We start from the raw sequence: 20,125 nt of genomic DNA on the forward strand, positions 1-20,125 counted from the left end.
GAACGGTTCGGCTTTAAGCTCCTCTCCGATCCGGCCCCGCGGCCGGCGCGGAGAGATGAGCACGATGACGCCGAACACCGTGGCGACGACCCCGTTCCTCGACCAGAAGCCGGGCACCTCCGGCCTGCGCAAGAAGGTCGTGGTGTTCCGTCAGCCCCGCTACGTCGAGAACTTCGTCCAGGCGATCTTCGACGCCATCCCCGAGCGCGCCGGTGCCACCCTGGTGATCGGCGGCGACGGCCGCTTCTTCAATCGCGAGGTGGTGCAGACCGCCCTGAAGATGGCGGCGGCCAACGGCTTTAGCCGGGTGCTCGTGGGGCAGGGCGGCCTGCTCTCGACGCCCGCCGCCTCCTGCGTCATCCGGAAATACGGCGCCATTGGCGGCCTCGTCCTGTCGGCGAGCCACAATCCCGGCGGGCCGGACGGCGATTTCGGCATCAAGTTCAACACCGCCAACGGCGGGCCGGCGCCGGAGGACGTCACGGCGGCGATCTTCGCCCGGACCCTCACGATCGACACGTACCGCATCGTCGAGGTGCCGGACCTCGACCTCGACGCCGTCGGCGAGGCCCGCATCGGCGACATGGTCGTGTCCATCCTCGATCCCGTGGCCGACTACGCCGAGCTCATGCGGACGCTGGTTGATTTCGATGCAATCCGCGCCCTGTTCGCCGGCGGCTTCCGCATGCGCTTCGACGCCATGAGCGCGGTGACGGGCCCCTACGCCCACGCCATCCTCGAAGGCGAACTCGGCGCGTCGCCCGGCACCGTGGTCAACGGCACGCCGCAGCCGGATTTCGGCGGGCATCATCCCGATCCGAACCCGGTGCATTGCGACGACCTCTACGACCTCATGCTCGGCCCCGATGCGCCGGATTTCGGCGCGGCCTCAGACGGCGACGGCGACCGCAACATGATCGTGGCGCAGGGCCTGTTCGTGACCCCGAGCGACAGCCTCGCGATCCTGGCCGCCCACGCCCACCGGGCGCCGGGCTACGCATCGGGCCTTGCCGGCGTCGCCCGCTCCATGCCGACGAGCCGGGCCGTGGACCGGGTGGCAGCGTCGCTCGGCATCCCCGCCTACGAGACGCCGACCGGCTGGAAGTTCTTCGGCACCCTGCTGGATGCCGGCCGCATCACCCTATGCGGCGAGGAGAGCGCCGGCACCGGCTCCGACCACGTACGGGAGAAGGACGGGCTCTGGGCGGTGCTCCTGTGGCTCAACGTACTCGCCGCCACGGGCCGGCCGGCCCACGAACTCGTGCACGCGCACTGGGCCCGCTTCGGGCGGGACTACTACACCCGACACGATTATGAGGAGATCGACGCAGAGGCCGCCAAGACCCTGATGGAGGGTTTGCGGGGCAAGCTCAGTACCCTGCCGGGGCAAACGTTCGGTGACCTGACCGTCGCGACGGCGGACGACTTCCGCTACGTCGATCCCGTCGACGGCTCGGTAACGGCCCAGCAGGGCGTGCGCATCGGTTTCGCCGAGGACGCGCGCGTGGTCTACCGCCTGTCGGGCACCGGCACTGCGGGGGCGACCCTTCGGGTCTATGTCGAGCGATTCGAGGCCGCCCCCGACCGTCTCGACCGCCCCGTTGCCGAGGTGCTGGCCTCGGCGGTGGCCGCCGCCGGGGCCATCGCGGACATCGCCCGGCTCACCGGCCGGGACGCCCCCAGCGTCGTGACCTGATCGTGTCCTCGGGCATGGCATGCCAGCCGTGCCCGAAGGCCCCTATCCCGAGCCGATGGGTGGCGTACGGGAGGGCGCAGGCAGGGACGGGGCAGACGCGGGTGACGGATCAGGAAGCGGCGCGCCGGCGCGTCGGCATCGCGCTGATGTGCGGGACCCTGGCGTTCTTCGCCTGCCTCGACGCATCGGCGAAAAGCCTCGCCCGCCTCGGCGTCGATCCCCTGCTCACCACCTTCATGCGCTACGCCGTCAGCGTCGTGGCGATCTCCCTCGTCATCAACCCCGTGACCTCGCCGGGGGTGATGCGCACCAGCCGGCTCCGGCTGCAGATCCTGCGCTCGCTGCTGTTGTTCGGCTCCACCGCCCTGAATTTCCTGGCCCTGCGCCATCTGCAACTCGCCGAGACCCTGTCGATCCAGTTCGCCGCGCCCCTGGCGGTGGCCCTGCTCGCCGGGCCGGTGCTGGGGGAATGGACCTCGCCCCGGCGCCTCGTCGCCATCGGCATCGGCTTTCTCGGCGTGCTCGTCATCGTTCGGCCGGGTGTCGGGCCGGTGCAGCCGGCGGTGCTGCTGAGCCTCGGCAACATGCTGTGCTACGCCCTCTACATCCTCACCACCCGCAAGCTCGCCGCCCACGATTCGACGGCGACCACCATGGTGTATTCGGGGCTCGCCGGCCTCGCCCTGATGACGCCACTGCTGCCGTGGATCTGGACCGCACCGGCGACGTGGCTCGCCTGGGCGCTCCTCGTCGGGGTCGGCCTGTTCGGCACCCTCGGGCACTGGCTCCTCGTGCTGGCCCATGCGCGGGCACCGGCCAACGTGCTGGCGCCCTTCATCTACACCCAGCTCCTGTGGTCGGTGATCCTCGGCTACCTCGTCTTCGGCGACGTGCCGAACCGATGGACGCTCGTTGGTGCGTCCATCGTCGTGGGCTCCGGGCTCTATCTGCTCATGCAGGACCGCCGCAGGACGCAGCCTCAGCGGTGATGGCGGTGGTGCCGGCGCGACTTCAGCCGCGTGCGGTAGGCGCGCCGGCCAGGATCGATGCCGAGTGCCCCGTTCACGGTGCCGACGGCGCCGCCGACCGCACCGCCGACGATGCCGCCCACGGGTCCGGCGACCCGGTCGCCCTCGGCCGCACCGCGGCGGACGCCGCCCGGAAGTCCCTGGGCCTCGGCGGCGCCGGAGACGGCAAAGGCGGACAGGACGAGGGTGGCGGCGAGCAGGGCTTGTCTCATGGCGGGTCTCTCCGTTGATGCGATCGCCTTTCGGCGGGTGTTGTCAACGGCCGAGCTTGGAAAAGGTCCCCGGCACGATCCCCCGCGAAAGCTCGCTGGTCTCGCGCATCTGGCGCTGCTAGAAGCCGGCGCATGTGCGCTGAGGCCGATCCGCGCGGCCCGGACTCCGTGCGAGTCTCCGGCCGCCTGCGAATTACAGGCCCGGCCTCCGTCTGAGGGCCGCCGCGGCGCGCGCCTCGGCGGAGGCCGGGAGGGCTATCGATCGCCCCTTCCGCCACCGGTCCCCACGGACCGCCCCGCTTGAAGCGCCCAGACCGACAGAGACCCATGAGCGATCCCACAGAGTCCGCCGGCGCCCCCGTCCGCGACTATTCCAAGACCCTGTTCCTGCCGCAGACCGACTTTCCCATGCGGGCCGGCCTGCCCGTGCGCGAGCCCGTATTGCTGGAGCGCTGGGCGGCGACGGACCTCTACGGGCAGATCCGGGCCCAGGCCGCCGGCCGGCCGAAATTCGTGCTGCACGACGGCCCCCCCTACGCCAACGGCAACATCCACATCGGCACGGCCCTCAACAAGATCCTCAAGGATTGCATCGTCCGGGCGCAGGGCGCGCTGGGCTTCGACGCCAACTACGTGCCGGGCTGGGACTGCCACGGCCTGCCCATCGAGTGGAAGATCGAGGAAGCCTACCGCGCCAAGGGCCGGAACAAGGACGACGTGCCCGTCCTGGAGTTCCGCCAAGAATGCCGCGCCTTCGCGGGGCAGTGGCTCGACACCCAGCGCGGCGAGTTCAAGCGCCTCGGCGTCACCGGCGACTGGGACCATCCCTACGCCACCATGACGTTCCCGGCCGAAGCCACCATCGCCCGCGAACTGATGACCTTCGCCACCACCGGCCAGCTCTATCGCGGCTCGAAGCCGGTGATGTGGTCCGTGGTCGAGAAGACGGCTTTGGCCGAGGCCGAGGTCGAGTACGAGGATGTGGTCAGCGACACCATTTTCGCGGCGTTCCGGCCCATTGCCGGGGCGGCGGAGGATCTCGCCTCGGCCCGCGTGGTGATCTGGACCACCACGCCCTGGACCATGCCGGGCAACCGCGCCGTGGCCTACTCGAAGCGCGTCGCCTACGGCCTCTACCGCGTCACCGCGGCGGCGGCCGAGAACTGGGCCAAGGTCGGCGATACCTATCTCCTGGCCGACACCCTCGCGGGTTCGGTGCTCGCCGCCGCGCGCGTCGAGAGCTTCGAGCGCCTCCGCGACGTGACCCCGGCGGAGCTTGCCGGCCTCACCCTGGCGCATCCCCTCGCCGGCCATATCCCCGGCTACGAGTTCGCCGTCCCGCTCCTCGACGGCGATCATGTCACCGACGAGGCCGGCACCGGCTTCGTCCACACGGCGCCGGGCCATGGCCGCGAGGACTTCGAGGTCTGGATGGCCAATGGCCGTGCGCTCGCCGAGCGCGGCATCGACACCCGCATCCCCTACACCGTGGATGCCGACGGGTCCCTCACCGGGGACGCGCCCGGTTTCACGGGAAAACTCGTTCTTAACCACAAGGGCGAAAAGGGCGACGCCAACAAGGCGGTCATCGCGGCTCTGACGGAGGCCGGCGCCCTGGTGGCGCGCGGCACCCTCAAGCACAGCTATCCGCATTCCTGGCGCTCGAAGAAGCCGGTCATCTTCCGCAACACGCCGCAATGGTTCATCGCCATGGACCGGCCGGTGGAGTCGCTGGGCAACCGCACCCTGCGCGAGACGGCCCTCCAGGCCATCGACGACACCCAGTGGGTGCCGCCACAAGGAAAGAACCGCATCAACGGCATGGTCGGCAACCGCCCCGATTGGGTGGTGTCGCGCCAGCGCGCCTGGGGCGTGCCCATCACGGTGTTCGTGAAGAAGGGCACCCATGAGGTCCTGCGCGACGAGCGCGTGAACGCCCGCATCGTCGCGGCCTTCGAGGCGGAAGGCGCGGATGCCTGGTTCACCGATGCGGACGGCGCCCGCTTCCTCGCGCCCGACCACGATCCGGCGAACTACGAAAAAGTCACGGACGTTCTCGACGTGTGGTTCGATTCCGGCTCGACCCACGCCTTCGTGCTCGACGATCCCGAGCAGTTTCCGGGCTTGGCCGGCGTGGTGCGCAAGCGCGACGGCGGCGCCGACACGGTGATGTATCTCGAAGGCTCCGATCAGCATCGCGGCTGGTTCCAGTCCTCCCTGCTCGAATCCTCGGGCACGCGCGGCCGTGCGCCCTACGACATCGTTCTCACCCACGGGTTCGTCCTCGACCCCAAGGGGTTGAAGATGTCGAAGTCGAAGGGCAACGTCGTCGCGCCCCAGAACATCATCAAGGATTCCGGCGCCGACATCCTGCGCCTGTGGGTGGCGGCGTCCGACTATACGGACGATCTCCGCATCGGCCCCGAGATCATCAAGACCTTCGCCGAGACCTACCGCAAGCTGCGCAACTCGCTTCGCTGGATGCTCGGCTCCCTCGCCCATTTCGAGCCCGGCCCCGAGATCCCGCACGCCGAGCTGCCCGAACTCGAGCGTCTGATCCGGCACCGCCTGTCGGAACTCGACGGCGAGATCCGCGAGGCCTACGCGAGCTTCGACCTCAAGCGCGTCGTGGCCCTGCTCAACGGCTTCATGACCGGCGACCTCTCGGCGTTCTACTTCGACGTGCGGAAGGACGCGCTCTACTGCGACCCGATCTCGTCGCCCGTCCGGCGCGCCGCCCTGCAGGTCATCGACGAGACGCTCCGGCGCTGCACCATCTGGCTCAGCCCCGTCCTCGCCTTCACGGCGGAGGAGGCGTGGCTCGACCGGTATCCCTCGGAGGCCGGCTCCGTGCATCTTCAGACCCTGCCGGAAACACCGTCCGCGTGGCGCGACGAAGCCCTGGCCGCGCGCTGGCACAAGGTGCGCCGCGTGCGCCGGGTCGTCACCGGCGCCCTGGAGATCGAGCGCGCCGCCAAGCGCATCGGGGCGAGCCTGGAAGCCGCGCCGACGGTGTACGTGGCCGACGCGGACCTGCTGGCCGCCCTCGACGGGGTCGATTTTGCGCAGGTGTGCATCACCTCCGACATCCGCATCGCGTCGGGCGAGGGCCCGTCCGACGCCTTCCGCCTCGACGACGTGCGCGGCGTCGCCGTGGTCCCGGCCCTGGCGGAGGGGCGCAAATGCGCCCGGTCCTGGCGGGTCGCCCCGGATGTCGGCACCGATGCGGCCTATCCCGACGTGACGCCGCGCGACGCCCAGGCCCTGCGCGAATGGGATGCCGCCCACGGCACCGCCGCGTGAGGCCACGACGATCATCGACCCTCACGTCCCCACAACGGGGGCGAACGCCGCGGCGGAGCCGATCATGACCCCGTTCCGCCTCGGCCTCCTCGGGCTCCTCGTCACCCTGGGCCTCGATCAGGCGTCGAAGCTCTGGCTCTATCTCGGCACCGATCTGGTGCTGACGCAGCCCTGGCGGGTGGCGCCGTTCGCCGAGTTCCTCGTGGTGTGGAACCGGGGCGTGTCCTACGGGCTGTTCCAGCAGGACGGCGGGATCGGCCGCTGGCTCCTCGTCGCCGTCTCGGTCGTGGCGGCTGCGGGTCTCGTGGTGTGGATGTCCCGGACCCAGACCCGGCTGCTGGCCCTGTCCCTCGGCCTCGTCGCCGGGGGCGCCATCGGCAACGCCATCGACCGTGCCATGTACGGGGCGGTGTTCGACTTCGTACACCTGCACTGGCGCACCTGGTCCTGGTACGTCTTCAACGTGGCCGACGCGGCCATCGTCGCGGGCGTCGTCGGCCTCGTCCTCGACAGCCTGCTGCCGGACCTGCGCGGCGAGGCCCCCAGCAACACCAAAGCCTCCGACAAGACCACGATCGCCAACGAGACCACGCCCCCCAACGGGACCACCACGCCGCACCCTTAAGGCCGACGTTCCACCACCCGGCAACATCTCCGACCGTGTGATGTGTAAACCACATCGGGGATCGTTGGGGGATGGTCAAGGGCCCGAGACTGGCGCCCTGCGGTCAAGGCGCCATACGATCGCCCGAAACCGGGATCAGGCGTTCGAGGCCGGATCAGGATCGCTCCTTGAACGCGACCATTCGAGCCCGGACACGGGGCGCGAAGACCGGGCAGGCATCGGGGGCGGCATGATCGGACAGCGCGGGTTCCTCTACTCCGTGACGGGCATCCTGGTAGGCGTCAGCGCGAGCGTCAGCGGCGCGCAGGCGCAGCAGGGCGTGTTCATGCGGGATGCGCTCAGCAACATCGGCCTGATCGAGCCCGAGAAGCCGGCCATCACCTATCGCGAGCGCGCACCCCTGGTGATGCCGCCGAAGCTCGACGGCAAGGCCCTGCCGCAGCCGCGCAAGGCGGAAGCCTCGCCGCAATGGCCCAAGGACCCCGAGATCGCCCAGCGCGAGCGTGAGCGCGTCGAGGCGCGCAAGCCCATCGTGCGCGGTGCGCAGGGGCGCACGGACGACAACAACATGACCCTGTCCATCGACGAGATGCGCGGTGGACGCCGCGCCGACGCGCAGGTGCGGACGGAGACGGGCCGGCCCGAGGGCGAGAATGCCGACCGCAACTCGTTCTGGTCGAACCCCTTCGGCCTGCGGTCCGACGCGGTGGCCGAGCCGTCCCTGGCGGAGCCGGACCGCGACGTGCTGACCGATCCGCCCACTGGCTACCGCAAGCCCCCCCGCAAGGTCGCCAAGACGAACGGCGACCCCATCAACAATCCCTCGCGCGAGCGTGAGGAATCCGATCCGGGTGCCTATATCCGTAGCCGGAACTGATTTCCGCGCCGGCGACGGGCCGGTCCACGGGCGTGGCCCGGCTGTTGCGGCGGGTGCCAGAGCCCGGTGTGACGCTCAACGAGACGGACGGTCCCGTGCGGACCGAACGCTGAAGGAAAGCTCTTCGATGCATCTGTTCCGGAAGGACGTGCCCCTCCTCGGTCCCACCCGCCGCCATGCCAGCGCGGGCCGGGCCGAAGCCGCCCCGTTCGGGCGCTCGGAGGCCGGCGGTCCCGATGTCGGCGCCTTCACCCTCGACAACGGCCTCGACGTCGTCGTGGTGCCCGATCACCGCGCCCCCGTGGTCACCCACATGGTGTGGTACCGCAACGGCTCGGCCGATGATCCGTTGGGCCAGTCCGGCATCGCCCACTTCCTCGAACACCTGATGTTCAAGGGCACCGAGCGGCACCCCGTGGGTGCGTTCTCGAAAGCAGTCTCCGGCCTCGGCGGCCAGGAGAACGCCTTCACCAGCTACGACTACACCGCCTATTTCCAGCGCGTGGCCCGCGATCACCTCGAGACCATGATGGCGTTCGAGGCCGACCGCATGACCGGCCTCGTCCTCGACGACGCCGTAGTCGCGCCGGAGCGCGACGTGGTGTTGGAGGAGCGCCGCATGCGGGTCGAGACCGACCCCTCCGCCCAGCTCTCCGAGGCCATGGCCGCCTCCCTGTTCGTGCACCACCCCTACGGCACGCCGATCATCGGCTGGATGCACGAGATCGAGGACCTGAACCGCACCCACGCGCTCGATTACTACAAGCGCTTCTACACCCCCGAGAACGCCATCCTGGTGGTGGCCGGCGACGTGACGTCCGACGACGTCCGCCGCATGGCCGACAAGACCTATGGCCGCGTCACGCCCCAGGGCGCCCGGCCCGTGCGGGTGCGGGCCCGGGAGCCCGAGCCAAAGGCGCTCCGCCGCCTCGCCGTGGCCGATCCGAAGGTCGAGCAGCCGACCCTGCAGCGGCTCTACCTCACGCCTTCCTGCATCACCGCGAAGGACGGCGAGTGCCACGCCCTCGAACTGCTCGCCGAGGTGATGGGCGGCGGCTCGACGTCCTACCTCTACCGCAAGCTCGTCATGGAGCTCGGCGTCGCCGTGAATGCCGGCGCCTGGTACATGGGCTCGGCCATCGACGACACCCGCTTCTCCGTCTACGCCATCCCCGCCGAGGGGATCAGCCTTGAGAAGCTCGAGGAGGAGGTCGACCGCGTCCTGCGGCGCGCGCCGTCCGAGGCCCTCACCCCCGAGGCCATCGAGCGGGCCAAGACCCGCCTCGTGGCCGAGACGGTCTATTCGTCGGACAGCCAGTCGTCGCTCGCTCGCATCTACGGCTCGGCGCTCGCCATCGGCGAGACCATCGAGGAGGTGCGCCGCTGGCCGTCCGACATCGAGGGCGTGACCCAGGCCCGCCTCGCGGCCGTGGCCGAGCGCTACCTCGTCCCGCAGCGTTCCGTCACCGGCTATCTCACCAAGTCCCGCGATACCGAGTCCCGCGACGCCGACGCCTGAACAAGGCGTCCCGCCCGGATTTCAGGGCCGTGGCGCGACGCGCGCGCCGGGCCCGACCCAGCACAACGAGGTTTCCATGACCATGGCTCCCCAACTGGTCGACACCGCCATCCGCTCGGCCAACTCGCCGACGCAGGCCGTGCCCGTCGCCACCGCCGCCGGCATCGAGGCCTGGCACGTCGAATCCCAGGTGGTGCCGCTCATCGCCATCGCCTTCACCTTCGAGGGCGGCGCGGCCCAGGACCCGGAGGGCAAGGCCGGCGTCGCCCAGATGCTGGCCCGCCTCCTCGACGAGGGCGCCGGGGACCTCGTCTCCGATGCGTTCCAGGAGCGCCTCGCGGCGCGTGCCATCGAGCTGTCGTTCCATGCTGGGGCCGATGCGCTGGGCGGCTCCCTCAAGATGCTGGTCAAGCACGCCGACGAGGCCATCGACCTCCTGGCCCTGGCGCTGGCGAAGCCCCGCCTCGACCCCGACGCCATCGAGCGCGTGCGGGCCCAGACCCTCGCCGGCCTGCGCTACCAGCAGAACGACCCCGGCGTGATGGCCTCGCGCCGCTTCTTCGCCGAGGCTTATCGCGGCCATCCCTACGCCCGGCCGTCCTCCGGCACGGCCGAGAGCATCGCCGCCATTACCCGCGACGACCTCGTGGCCATGCACCGCAAGCTCGTCGGCCGCGGCGCCGTGAAGGTCGCGGCAGTGGGCGCCATCGACGCCGCGCGCCTCGCCGATGCCCTGGAGCGTGCCTTCGGCCGTCTCGATCTCGCCGAGCCCCTCACGGCGGTGCCGCAGACCGAGGTGCAGAACCTCGGCCAGCGCCACGTCGTCGATATCGACGTGCCGCAATCGGTCCTGCGCTTCGGCATGGGCGGCGTACCGTGGCGCGACCCCGACTTCATCCCGGCCTACGTGCTGAACCATATCCTCGGCGGCGGCTCCTTCACCTCCCGCCTGTTCCAGGAAGTGCGCGAGAAGCGCGGCCTCGCCTATTCGGTGGGCACCTCCCTCGTCAGCCACCGCGCTTCCGCCATGACCTGGGGCTACACCGCCACCAAGAACGAGCGCGTGGCCGAGGCCCTGTCGGTGATCGGCGACGAGATCGGCCGGCTCATCGCCGAGGGGCCGTCCGACGAGGAATTGCAGAAGGCCAAGGACTACCTCACCGGCTCCTACGCGCTGGGCTTCGACACCTCGACGAAGATCGCCCACCAGCTCGCCCAGATCGCCTTCGAGGGCTTGGGCATGGACTATATCGCCCGCCGCAACGACCTCGTCGCCAACGTGACCCAGGCGGACATCCGCCGCGCCGGCGCACGCACCTTCGCCGACGGAAAGATGCTGGTCGTGGCCGCCGGCCGGCCTACAGACTTCTAGGATGGCGCCGGAGGCATGGCGGTTGCTACACTGCGCTCGCCTGCCACTGCTCCCCGGATCCGCGATGCTCTTTGCCCTGCCGACGCTCTTCGCCCGCGCGGCGATCCTACCCCTGGCCCTGGTGATCGCCACACCCGCCCTGGCTCATCCGGGGCACGAGGCGACGACCCTGCAGCAGGGCTTCCTCCATCCCCTCGGCGGCCTCGACCATGTCCTCGCCATGGTGGCCGTAGGGCTCATCGCGGCGCGGATCGGCGGGCGGGCATGCCTCCTCGTGCCGGCGGCGTTCCTCGCCATGATGGCGGTCGGCGGCGCGGCCGGTGCCGCCGGCCTGAGCCTTCCCTACGTGGAGACCGGCATCGCCCTCTCGGTCGTCGTCCTTGGGGCGGTCCTGGCCCTGGGCGCCGTGCCGCCCGTCGCTGGCGCCATGGCGCTGGTTGGGACGTTCGCGGTGTTTCACGGTTTCGCGCACGGGGCCGAGATGCCCGGCGCCGCCTCGGGGCTGGCCTACGGCCTCGGCTTCCTCATCGCCACCGCGCTTCTCCATGCCGCCGGGCTCGGCCTTGGCTTTACGGTCACGCACCATAAGACTCGCCCGGCGCTTCGGGTTGCCGGGGCAGGCCTTGCCGCCGCTGGCCTGGGTCTCCTCGTCGGGGCGTTCTGAGGGCGCTACACCACGGAATCACGGCCAGGGAATCCGCTTCGGCGCGCCCCCTGAACGGGTCTTGCCGGGCGCCGCCGCCAGCCTCCCGCGGAACAGCAGGCTTCCCGGCGATATGGGAGCGAGCCGGTGGTCGCGCCTGTGCGGGGTCGTAGATGTGAGATGCTGTGCCTGTGCGGGTTCTGCCTGTGCGAAGTCGTGCCGTTCCGTGGGTTCGCGCCGGATCCCGCGGGATCCGCCGCCAGCACAGGCGTGGCGCGGATTACAGGGGATGGGATCGCCCACCCGCCGAGATAAGGGGATCGCCGTCCAGGCCACCCCGCGGCTTTGTCATTCGCGGCGGCCGTCCCCATCTGATCCCCAACTCTCCTCGCGCCACAGGCCGGACCCGCCCGATGCAACTCACCGGAATCCACCACCTCACCGCCGTCACGGCGCGGGCCGCCGACAACGCGGCGTTCTACACCCGGACGCTGGGCCTGCGGCTGGTGAAGAAGACGGTGAACCAGGACGACGTCTCGGCCTACCACCTGTTCTACGCCGACGGCCTCGCGTCGCCCGGCACGGACCTGACCTTCTTCGATTGGCCGGCGGCGCCCGAGCGGCGCGGCACCAACAGCATCACCCGCACGGGCCTGCGCGTGGCAGGGACGGCATCGGTCGAATGGTGGCGTGCGCACCTCGCCCGGCAGGGCGTCGCCCATGCGGTGCCGGTGGAGCGCGACGGGCGCCTTAGCCTCGATTTCGAGGACGCGGAGGGGCAGCGCTTCCTGCTCGTCGACGATGGCGGCGAGGGCCCGGCCCACCCCTGGGAGCACAGCCCCGTGCCGGCCGAGCACCAGATCCGCGGCCTCGGCCCGATCCGCCTCACCGTGGCACAGGGCGAGCGCACGGAAGCGGTGCTGGCCGACGTTCTGGGGATGAGTCACGACCGCACCTACGAACTGCCGGAGGGCGCCGTCCGTGTCTGGCGCATGGGGGAGGGGGGACCGGCCGCCGAACTCCATCTCCTGTCGCAGCCGGACCTGCCGCCCGCGCGCCAGGGGGCGGGCAGCGTCCACCACGTCGCCTTCCGAATCCCGGATGCGGATTACGCAGCCTGGGCCGACCGCCTGAAGGTGAAGCGCATGCCGACGAGCGGCCCCATCGACCGGTTCTATTTCCAGAGCCTGTATTTCCGCGAGCCCAACGGCATCCTGTTCGAGATCGCCACGGACGGCCCCGGCTTCACCGCCGACGAGCCCCTGGAGACCCTGGGGCAGCATCTGGCACTGCCGCCCTTCCTCGAAGGGCGCCGCGCCGAGATCGAGGCGGGGCTGAAGCCGCTCTGACCCGGCACCCGGGCGCATCCGGAGCCTTTGGATTAATTCAGAGCGATTCCAAACGGTTGCAGCCAAACTGTCCGCACTCGGGTGGTGCGGGGCACCTGCGCGCCCGGACCGTCTTGACGCGGGCGCCGCAGGTGCGAGAAGACCCCGCAAAGCTTCGAGATTCGAGACGGACCCGGCGATGAGTAAGTTCAACGAGGAGCGCGTGCTCTCCGTCCACCACTGGACGGACACCCTGTTCTCCTTCCGCACCACCCGTGATCCCGCCTTCCGCTTCCGCAACGGCGAGTTCGTGATGATGGGCCTCGAGGTCGAGGGCCGTCCGCTGCTGCGCGCCTACAGCGTCGTGTCGGCCAATTACGAGGAGGAGCTGGAGTTCTTCTCCATCAAGGTGCCGAACGGCCCGCTCACCTCGAAGCTGCAGCACCTCAAGGTCGGCGACCCGATCATCGTCGGCAAGAAGCCCACCGGCACCCTGGTGCTCGACAACCTGATGCCGGGCAAGAATCTCTACCTGCTCGGCACCGGCACCGGGCTCGCCCCGTTCATGTCGATCATCAAGGACCCGGAGACCTACGAGCGCTTCGAGAAGGTCGTCCTCGTTCACGGCTGTCGGCAGGTCCAGGAACTCGCCTACGGCGAGACCATCACGCAGGATCTGCCGAACCACGAGTTCCTCGGCGAGGTGATCAGCGCCGGTCTGATCTACTATCCGACGGTGACGCGCGAGCCTTTCCGCAACCGCGGCCGCATCACCGACCTGATGACCTCCGGCAAGCTGTTCGAGGATATCGGCCTGCCGCCGATGTCGGTGGAGAACGACCGCTTCATGCTCTGCGGCTCGCCCGACATGATCCGCGACACCCGCCAGCTCCTCACCGATGGGGGCTACGAGGAGGGCAATCACGGCGAGGCCGGCCACTACGTCATCGAGAAGGCGTTCGTGGAGAAGTGAGCGGCCGCGCCGTCTTCGTCGCCGGCGCCGGGACCGAGATCGGCAAGACCTACGTCACCGCGGCCCTGACCCGGTGCCTGCGGGCGCAGGGGCACGGAATCCGCACCCTCAAGCCCGTGGCGAGCGGGGTGCCGCCCGTCGATGATCCGGCGTTTCGGCAAAGCGACACGGCGATCCTCCTGGAGGCGCAGGGGCTCGGCCTCACGCCCGGCAGCGTCGCCGCCTGCTCGCCCTGGCGCTTCACCGCGCCCCTCGCCCCCGATCTCGCCGCCGCGCGCGAAGGCCGGACCCTGGCCCTGGCCGATCTCGTCGCCTGGTGCCGGACCGAGATGAGCGCGGCGCCGCCGGGCACGACACTGCTGATCGAGGGCGTCGGCGGCCTCATGAGTCCGGTGACGGACGACCACACCGGCCTCGACTGGCTCAAGGCCCTGTCCGTGCCCGCCCTCCTCGTCTCCGGCTCCTATCTCGGCGCCATCAGTCATGCGCTGACGGCCGCCGAGACCCTGCGCGGCCATGGGGTGGCCTTGCGCGGGGTCGTCGTGTGCGAGAGTCCGGACGCCCCGACGGGTCTGGAGACGGTGGCGTCGGCCATCCGCCGGCACGTCGCCGTTCCGGTCCACGGGATCGCGCGCGGTGGCATCTGTTCCGACGATCTCGCCGCGCTGATCCGGACGGACGCGTAAGAGGCTCAGCCGGACCTGCGTGACACGTCCGGATGCTCGCTCTCATCCCTGGACGCAGGCCCTCGATCCTCCTACCTCGGCGGAGAAGAGGCGTCGCCGAGGCGCCCTGCCGGAGATCCGAACTTGTCCCAAGATCAGACCCGGTCGCGAGATCGGACCCGGACGGGGCAGGCGGGGCTCGCGCGCCCGGCCGCGCTCGTCGGCGCCCTCGGCATCGTCTACGGCGATATCGGCACGAGCCCGCTCTACGCCTTCAAGGAGGCGGTGCGGGCGGCGAGCGCCGGCGCCCCGCCGACCCCCATCGCCGTCACGGGCGCGGTGTCGCTGATCCTGTGGGCGCTGATCCTCATCGTCTCCATCAAGTACGCGGTGTTGATCCTGCGGGCCGACAACCGGGGCGAGGGCGGCATCGTCGCCATGCTGGCGCTCCTCGGGGCGCGCCACGCGAAACCGGGCTCGTGGGCCGGCGTGCTCCTCGTCGTCGGCCTCGTCGGCGCGGCGCTTCTGTATGGCGATGGGGCGATCACGCCGGCCATCTCGGTGCTGAGCGCCGTCGAGGGCCTGAAGGTCGATGCGCCCGGCCTGTCGCGCTTCGTCGTCCCCATCACCCTGGCGATCCTGGTCGGGCTGTTCCTCGTCCAGAGCAAGGGGGTGGCCTTCATCGGACGCATCTTCGGGCCCGTCATGCTGGTCTGGTTCCTCGTCCTCGCGCTGATGGGGGTCGGCGGCATCGTGCACGCGCCGCAGATCCTCGGCGCGGTGAACCCCCTGCGCGCCGTCGATTTCCTGCTGCATGCCGGCTGGCACGTCAGCTTCGCCATGCTGGGCGCGGCGTTCCTGGCGGTGACCGGCGGCGAGGCGATGTACGCCGATCTCGGGCATTTCGGCGCCGGCCCCATCCGGGTCTCGTGGTTCGGCCTCGTGCTGCCGGCCCTCGTCATCCACTATTTCGGGCAGGGCGCGCTCCTGCTCGCCGAGCCCGACGCCCTCGAGAACCCGTTCTACCGGCTTGCCCCCGACTGGGCGCATTATCCGCTCATCGGGCTCGCGACGCTCGCCACCGTCATCGCCTCGCAGGCGATCATCTCGGGCGCGTTCTCACTGACCCAGCAATCGATCCAGCTCGGATTCCTGCCGCCCATGCGGGTGGTGCACACCGCCCGGCACGAGCGCGGGCAGATCTACGTGCCGGTGGTGAACTGGCTGCTCGCAGCCGCCACCATCAGCGCCGTGCTGATCTTCGGCTCGTCCGATGCCCTGGCGGGGGCCTACGGCATCGCCGTGTCCTCGCTCATGGCCATCACCACCCTGCTGGCCGCCCTCGTGGCGTTGAAGTGGGGCTACAACCCCGTGGCGGTCTTCGCCGTCAACGGGTTCTTCCTCGCCATCGATCTCGTGTTCCTCAGCGCCAACAGCGTGAAGCTGTTCGAGGGCGGCTGGTTTCCGCTCCTACTGGCCGGCCTCGTCGCGTTCCTGATGCTGACCTGGCGCAAGGGCACCCAACTGGTGGAGGCGGCGCGGGTCCATCTGCGCCAGCCCGAGGCCGAGTTCCTTGAGCAGCTGCGCCGCGATCCCCCGCTCATCCTGCCGGGCCGCGCCGCCTTCCTGTCCTCGGCGACGAGCGGCATCCCGCTCCACATGTCCCGCTTCGTCGAGCGGTCCCACGCCCTGCACAAGCGCATCCTCATCGTCACCGCCCTCTACGAGGAGGCGCCGGTGGTGCCACGCGACGGGCGGGCCCAGGTCTCGGCAGTGACGCCGGACATCACCCGGCTGACCCTGCGGTACGGCTTCATGGAGGATGCGTCGATCCCCGAGGGGCTGGCCTGCGCCGTCGAGGCCGGCAAGCTGCCGGCCGAATGGGTGGAGGATCTCACGATCTTCATCGGCCACGAGACCATCATCCCGAAGAGCGACCATCGCGGCATGGCCGATTGGCGCGAGGGCCTGTTCGCGTTCCTCCTGCGCAACGCCGAGCGCACGGGCGCGCATTTCTGCGTGCCGACCCGCCAGCTCGTAGAAGTCGGGACCGAGATCGAGATCTGATGCGGCGCCCGGTCGAGGGGCGATGAGAATCGAAGCTGCGCGCCCGGGATTTGCGCCGAAGCAGGGGTACCGCCGCGGCGGGCACGGGTTCGTGCCCTTGCGAGGCGCCGCCAAGGGCCGCAAGAAGAAGCCTGAACGCCCCATCTCAAGTCCGGACCCGTGATCGTATGCCCGAACTCGCCCCCAAGGCCCTGGCGATCCGCCTGCGCCAGCAGGCGATCCTGTCCGATTTCGGCGTCGAGGCCCTGCGGGCCACGGAGTTGCTGCCCCTGCTCCAGCGGGCCACGGAACTCTGCGCCGAAGGCATGGAGGCCCAGTTCTGCAAGGCGCTGGAATACAAGCCGTATCAGGATTGCCTCCTCGTCTGCGCCGGCGTCGGCTGGGCGGCGGATGCCGTCGGCACGGCCATCATCGGGGCGGACCTCGCCTCGCCGGCCGGCTACGCCCTCAAGACCGGCCGGCCGGTGATCTCGAATCACCTCCAGGACGAGACGCGGTTCCGTACGCCGAAGCTCATGGCCGACCACGGCATCCGCCGGGCCATCAACGTGCTCATCGCCAACCGCGACGGCAATTACGGCGTCCTGGAAGTCGACGACACCCGCGAGGGCCAGTTCGAGGAGGCGGACATCGCCTTCATGCAGGGCTTCGCCAACCTCGTCGGCGGCGCCATCGAGCGCCAGCGCGCCGAGGCCCGGCTCAAGGCCGCCGTGGAGCGTCAGGAACTCCTGTCCCGGGAGATGAGCCACCGGGTGAAGAACAGCCTCGCGGTGGTGGCGGGCTTCCTCGGGCTCCAGGCGCGGGGCTCCGACAACGAGGACGTGAAGGCGGCGCTCGCCGACGCCCGCACCCGGGTCGAGGCGGTGGCCCAGGTTCACGACCAGCTCTGGCGCCAGCCGAGCCTGGAGGCCATCGACGTCGCGGGGTTCCTCGAGGCGCTCTGCGCCCGCCTGCAGGAGAGCGCACCGCACCACACCCTGGTCTGCCGGGCGCAGACGGTGAACATCCCGGCGGACCTCGCGATCCCGCTCGGCCTGTTCGTCAACGAGCTCGTGACCAACGCCATCAAGTACGCCTACCCGGAGGGTGCCGGCGAGATCCGCATCACGGTCCGCGACGTCGGCGCGGACGACGGTGCTGCGGGCGGCCTCCACCTCTCCGTCTGCGACGACGGCGTCGGCCTGCCGGATGGGTTCGACCCGACGGCGCCGCGCCGCGCCAGCCTCGGCATGCGGATCGTCAACAGCCTCGCGCGCCAACTCGGCGGCCCCCTCGAAATCGCCACCGATCGCCCGGGCGCGCATTTCTCCCTACGGATCGCTCCCACCATGGCCGACTGACGGCCCGGCGAGTCGCCTTCGCCGCCTGGTTCCGGGCGGCGAAGGTCAGGTCTCGGTTCAGGTCCGATCAGTCCTCCGACGCCGCCGAGGCCGCCGTCAGGGCCGTCATGTTGACGATGCCCCGCACGGTGGTGGTAGGCGTGAGGATGTGCACGGGTTTCGCCGCGCCGAGCAGGATCGGGCCGATGGAGACGCCCTGGCCGGACACAACCTTGAGGGCGTTGAAGGTGATGTTGGCGGCCCCGAGATTGGGCATGATCAGCAGGTTGGCCTCGGCGCTCAAGGTGGTCTCCGGCTTGAGCCGGGTGAGGATCGTCCGGCTCAGGGCCGCGTCGGCCGGCATCTCTCCGTCGATCTCGAGGTCGGGCGCGCGGGCGCGGATGAGCGCGAGGGCGTCCCGCATCTTGCGGGCTTCCGCGTCGTCGGCGCTGCCGAAGCTCGAATGCGACACCAGGGCGACGCGCGGGGTCTGGCCGAAGCGGCGCATCTCGGCCGCCGCCAGCACCGTCATCCCGGCGATTTCCTCCGCGCTCGGATCGGCGTGAATGTAGGGATCGCAGATGAAGACCGTGTGGCGCGGCAGCTGCAGCAGGCCCATGGCGGCCAGGTGTTCGGCACCCGCTGCCCGGCCGATCACCTCGGAGACCTGGGTCAGGTGTCCCGCATAGGGGCCGAGGGTGCCGCAGAGCAGGCCATCCACCCGGCCCTCGCGGAGCATAGTCGCGGCGGCGCGGGTGGCGTTCCCCTCCGCTCCCACCACCTCGACGGTCTCGCCGACCTTGAGGCGCAGGCTCAGGGACTTGATCCGGGCCGCGATGACATCGGAGCGGCCGACGAGCACAGGGAACGCCAGGCGCTCGTCGACCACCACCTGCGCGGCGCGCAGCACCCGGTCGTCCTCGCCCTCGGCGAAGGCGACCCGCTTGAGGCCGGATTCGGAGGCCGCCGCGAAGACCGGCTGCATCACCGTGCCGGAGGTGTAGACGAAGCGCTGGAGCGAGCGGCGGTAGGCGTCGAGATCGGCGATGGGCCGGGCAGCGACGCCGCTGTCCATGGCGGCCTTGGCGACGGCGGGCGCCACGGAGGTGATGAGGCGCGGATCGAACGGGCGCGGGATGAGGTAGTCCGGGCCGAAGCTCAGGTCCTGCGCGCCGTAGGCGGCGCTGACCACGTCGGAGGATTCGGCGTGGACGAGGTCCGCGATGGCGCGCACGGCGGCGAGCTTCATCGCCTCGTTGATCTCGGTGGCGCCGACATCGAGGGCGCCGCGGAAGATGAACGGGAAGCACAGGACGTTGTTGACCTGGTTCGGGTAGTCCGAGCGGCCCGTGGCCATGAGGCAGTCCGGCCGCACGGAGCGGGCGAGATCGGGCAGGATCTCCGGATCGGGGTTGGCGAGCGCCAGGATGATGGGCCTCTCCGCCATGCCGGCGACCATCTCGGGCTTCAGCACGCCGCCCTGCGACACGCCGAGGAAGATGTCCGCCCCCACGATGGCGTCACCCAGGGTGCGGGCCTGGGTGTCCCGCGCGTAGGCCGCCTTCTGCTCGTCGAGGGCGCCGAGGCGGTCCGTGGAGATCACCCCGCGGCTGTCGCAGACGAGGATGTTCTCACGGGCCAGTCCGAGGCCGACGAGGATGTTGAGGCAGGCGATGGCCGCCGCACCGGCGCCCGAACAGACGAGGCGGACTTGCTCGATGGGTTTGCCCACCACCTGCAGGGCGTTGAGCAGGGCGGCGGCCGCCACGATGGCGGTGCCGTGCTGGTCGTCGTGGAACACCGGGATCTTCATCCGCTCGCGCAGGCGGGTCTCGATGGTGAAGCACTCGGGGGCCTTGATGTCCTCGAGGTTGATGCCGCCGAAGGTCGGCTCCAGCTTGGCGATGATCTCGATGAGCTTCTCGGGATCGGTCTCGTCGATCTCGATGTCGAACACGTCGATGCCGGCGAACTTCTTGAACAGGCAGCCCTTGCCCTCCATCACGGGCTTGCCGGCGAGCGCACCGATGTTGCCCAGGCCCAGCACGGCGGTGCCGTTGGTGATCACGGCGACGAGGTTGCCGCGCGAGGTCAGGCTGTAGGCCTCCTCCGGGTCGTGCTTGATCGCCATGCAGGCGGCCGCGACGCCGGGCGAGTAGGCGAGCGCGAGGTCGCGCTGGGTCGACATGTCCTTGGTCGGCTGGACCGAGATCTTACCGGGCGTGGGAAAGCGGTGGTAGTCGAGGGCGGCGCGCTCCAGGGCGGCCTCGGTGCCCGCATCGGCATTGGCGACGGCGCCGGGCGCCCGCAGGTCTGCTTCGTTGCTCATGATCTCGTACGGTCCACGCGTCGGTTGCTGATGGGGGACGCGAGGGGGCCGGTCGCGGGCCGCACCCCCTGTCCGTGCTCGGCACGGCCGTCCCCGTCCCCCGTGCCGCATGGCACGGAGGCTGGGTCGTCCTGTCGGCGCGGCCCCCAAATGGGTCGCCGCGCCGGTT

General features: G+C 70.3%; 15 protein-coding genes. 13 read left to right on the plus strand and 2 right to left on the minus strand.

Translation table 11 applies throughout. The features are described from left to right. Positions 1-64 precede the first annotated feature (64 nt). Positions 65-1,696, plus strand: coding sequence for an alpha-D-glucose phosphate-specific phosphoglucomutase (locus tag ASF25_RS15080; RefSeq protein WP_056305716.1), 1,632 nt, complete (start codon positions 65-67; stop codon positions 1,694-1,696). 101 nt (positions 1,697-1,797) lie between these two features. Beyond that, positions 1,798-2,685 carry a DMT family transporter gene (locus ASF25_RS15085; RefSeq protein WP_056176690.1) on the plus strand — a complete coding sequence of 296 codons (888 nt, stop codon included), beginning with the start codon at positions 1,798-1,800 and terminating at the stop codon, positions 2,683-2,685. Here the strand turns inward: ASF25_RS15085 and ASF25_RS15090 are convergent. Continuing rightward, positions 2,676-2,936, minus strand: coding sequence for a hypothetical protein (locus ASF25_RS15090; RefSeq protein ID WP_056176693.1), 261 nt, complete (start codon positions 2,934-2,936; stop codon positions 2,676-2,678). The two genes, ASF25_RS15085 and ASF25_RS15090, sit on opposite strands and share 10 nt — an antisense overlap. A 327-nt stretch (positions 2,937-3,263) precedes the next feature. Here ASF25_RS15090 and ileS point away from each other — a divergent pair, with 327 nt between their 5' ends. The 11 genes from ileS (at position 3,264) to ASF25_RS15145 (ending at position 17,648) form a co-directional block, all read left to right on the plus strand. Beyond that, the gene (gene ileS, locus ASF25_RS15095; RefSeq protein ID WP_056305582.1) at positions 3,264-6,239 is read left to right on the plus strand and encodes an isoleucine--tRNA ligase; all 2,976 of its coding nucleotides are present in this window, start codon (positions 3,264-3,266) and stop codon (positions 6,237-6,239) included. A 64-nt stretch (positions 6,240-6,303) separates the two neighbouring features. After that, positions 6,304-6,864, plus strand: a complete 561-nt coding sequence (lspA, locus tag ASF25_RS15100) for a signal peptidase II (RefSeq protein WP_082502796.1) — start codon at positions 6,304-6,306, stop codon at positions 6,862-6,864. A gap of 229 nt (positions 6,865-7,093) precedes the next feature. Continuing rightward, positions 7,094-7,741, plus strand: coding sequence for a hypothetical protein (locus tag ASF25_RS15105; protein WP_056176699.1), 648 nt, complete (start codon positions 7,094-7,096; stop codon positions 7,739-7,741). A 127-nt stretch (positions 7,742-7,868) separates the two neighbouring features. Beyond that, positions 7,869-9,260, plus strand: a complete 1,392-nt coding sequence (locus ASF25_RS15110; RefSeq protein WP_056176702.1) for a pitrilysin family protein — start codon at positions 7,869-7,871, stop codon at positions 9,258-9,260. Between the two features lie 76 nt (positions 9,261-9,336). Further along, positions 9,337-10,632: a pitrilysin family protein gene (locus tag ASF25_RS15115; protein ID WP_082483910.1), complete on the plus strand. Its 1,296-nt coding sequence runs from the start codon at positions 9,337-9,339 to the stop codon at positions 10,630-10,632. Positions 10,633-10,696: 64 nt separating this feature from the next. Beyond that, positions 10,697-11,296 (plus strand): HupE/UreJ family protein, encoded by a 600-nt coding sequence (locus ASF25_RS15120; protein ID WP_056305584.1) that lies wholly within the window; start codon positions 10,697-10,699, stop codon positions 11,294-11,296. A gap of 392 nt (positions 11,297-11,688) precedes the next feature. Continuing rightward, entirely contained in the window at positions 11,689-12,624 is a 936-nt protein-coding gene (locus ASF25_RS15125; RefSeq protein ID WP_056176709.1) for a ring-cleaving dioxygenase, read from the plus strand. Positions 12,625-12,802: 178 nt separating this feature from the next. Continuing rightward, positions 12,803-13,576, plus strand: a complete 774-nt coding sequence (locus ASF25_RS15130; protein ID WP_056176712.1) for a ferredoxin--NADP reductase — start codon at positions 12,803-12,805, stop codon at positions 13,574-13,576. Then, a complete protein-coding gene (gene bioD / locus ASF25_RS15135; RefSeq protein WP_056268085.1) occupies positions 13,573-14,262 on the plus strand; it encodes a dethiobiotin synthase in 690 nt (229 codons plus the stop codon). The genes ASF25_RS15130 and bioD overlap by 4 nt, the downstream gene beginning before the upstream one ends. A gap of 123 nt (positions 14,263-14,385) precedes the next feature. Further along, complete coding sequence (locus ASF25_RS15140) at positions 14,386-16,308, plus strand: KUP/HAK/KT family potassium transporter (protein WP_056305586.1); 1,923 nt, start codon at positions 14,386-14,388, stop codon at positions 16,306-16,308. A gap of 167 nt (positions 16,309-16,475) precedes the next feature. Further along, positions 16,476-17,648 carry a histidine kinase dimerization/phosphoacceptor domain -containing protein gene (locus ASF25_RS15145; RefSeq protein WP_056268091.1) on the plus strand — a complete coding sequence of 391 codons (1,173 nt, stop codon included), beginning with the start codon at positions 16,476-16,478 and terminating at the stop codon, positions 17,646-17,648. 67 nt (positions 17,649-17,715) lie between these two features. Here the strand turns inward: ASF25_RS15145 and ASF25_RS15150 are convergent, their stop codons facing one another. Further along, positions 17,716-19,956: an NADP-dependent malic enzyme gene (locus ASF25_RS15150; protein ID WP_082502776.1), complete on the minus strand. Its 2,241-nt coding sequence runs from the start codon at positions 19,954-19,956 to the stop codon at positions 17,716-17,718. Positions 19,957-20,125: the final 169 nt, after the last annotated feature.

This window comes from Methylobacterium sp. Leaf100, assembly GCF_001422845.1.
Taxonomy (GTDB): Bacteria; Pseudomonadota; Alphaproteobacteria; order Rhizobiales; family Beijerinckiaceae; genus Methylobacterium.

Coding starts and splice junctions, on each gene's coding strand:
- ASF25_RS15125 (WP_056176709.1), top strand. CDS start 11,689: ATGCAACTCACCGGAATCCACCACCTCACCGCCGTCACGGCGCGGGCC.
- ASF25_RS15115 (WP_082483910.1), top strand. CDS start 9,337: ATGACCATGGCTCCCCAACTGGTCGACACCGCCATCCGCTCGGCCAAC.
- ASF25_RS15080 (WP_056305716.1), top strand. CDS start 65: ATGACGCCGAACACCGTGGCGACGACCCCGTTCCTCGACCAGAAGCCG.
- ileS (WP_056305582.1), top strand. CDS start 3,264: ATGAGCGATCCCACAGAGTCCGCCGGCGCCCCCGTCCGCGACTATTCC.
- ASF25_RS15150 (WP_082502776.1), bottom strand. CDS start 19,956: ATGAGCAACGAAGCAGACCTGCGGGCGCCCGGCGCCGTCGCCAATGCC.
- ASF25_RS15145 (WP_056268091.1), top strand. CDS start 16,476: ATGCCCGAACTCGCCCCCAAGGCCCTGGCGATCCGCCTGCGCCAGCAG.
- ASF25_RS15105 (WP_056176699.1), top strand. CDS start 7,094: ATGATCGGACAGCGCGGGTTCCTCTACTCCGTGACGGGCATCCTGGTA.
- ASF25_RS15130 (WP_056176712.1), top strand. CDS start 12,803: ATGAGTAAGTTCAACGAGGAGCGCGTGCTCTCCGTCCACCACTGGACG.
- lspA (WP_082502796.1), top strand. CDS start 6,304: ATGACCCCGTTCCGCCTCGGCCTCCTCGGGCTCCTCGTCACCCTGGGC.
- ASF25_RS15120 (WP_056305584.1), top strand. CDS start 10,697: ATGCTCTTTGCCCTGCCGACGCTCTTCGCCCGCGCGGCGATCCTACCC.
- ASF25_RS15090 (WP_056176693.1), bottom strand. CDS start 2,936: ATGAGACAAGCCCTGCTCGCCGCCACCCTCGTCCTGTCCGCCTTTGCC.
- ASF25_RS15110 (WP_056176702.1), top strand. CDS start 7,869: ATGCATCTGTTCCGGAAGGACGTGCCCCTCCTCGGTCCCACCCGCCGC.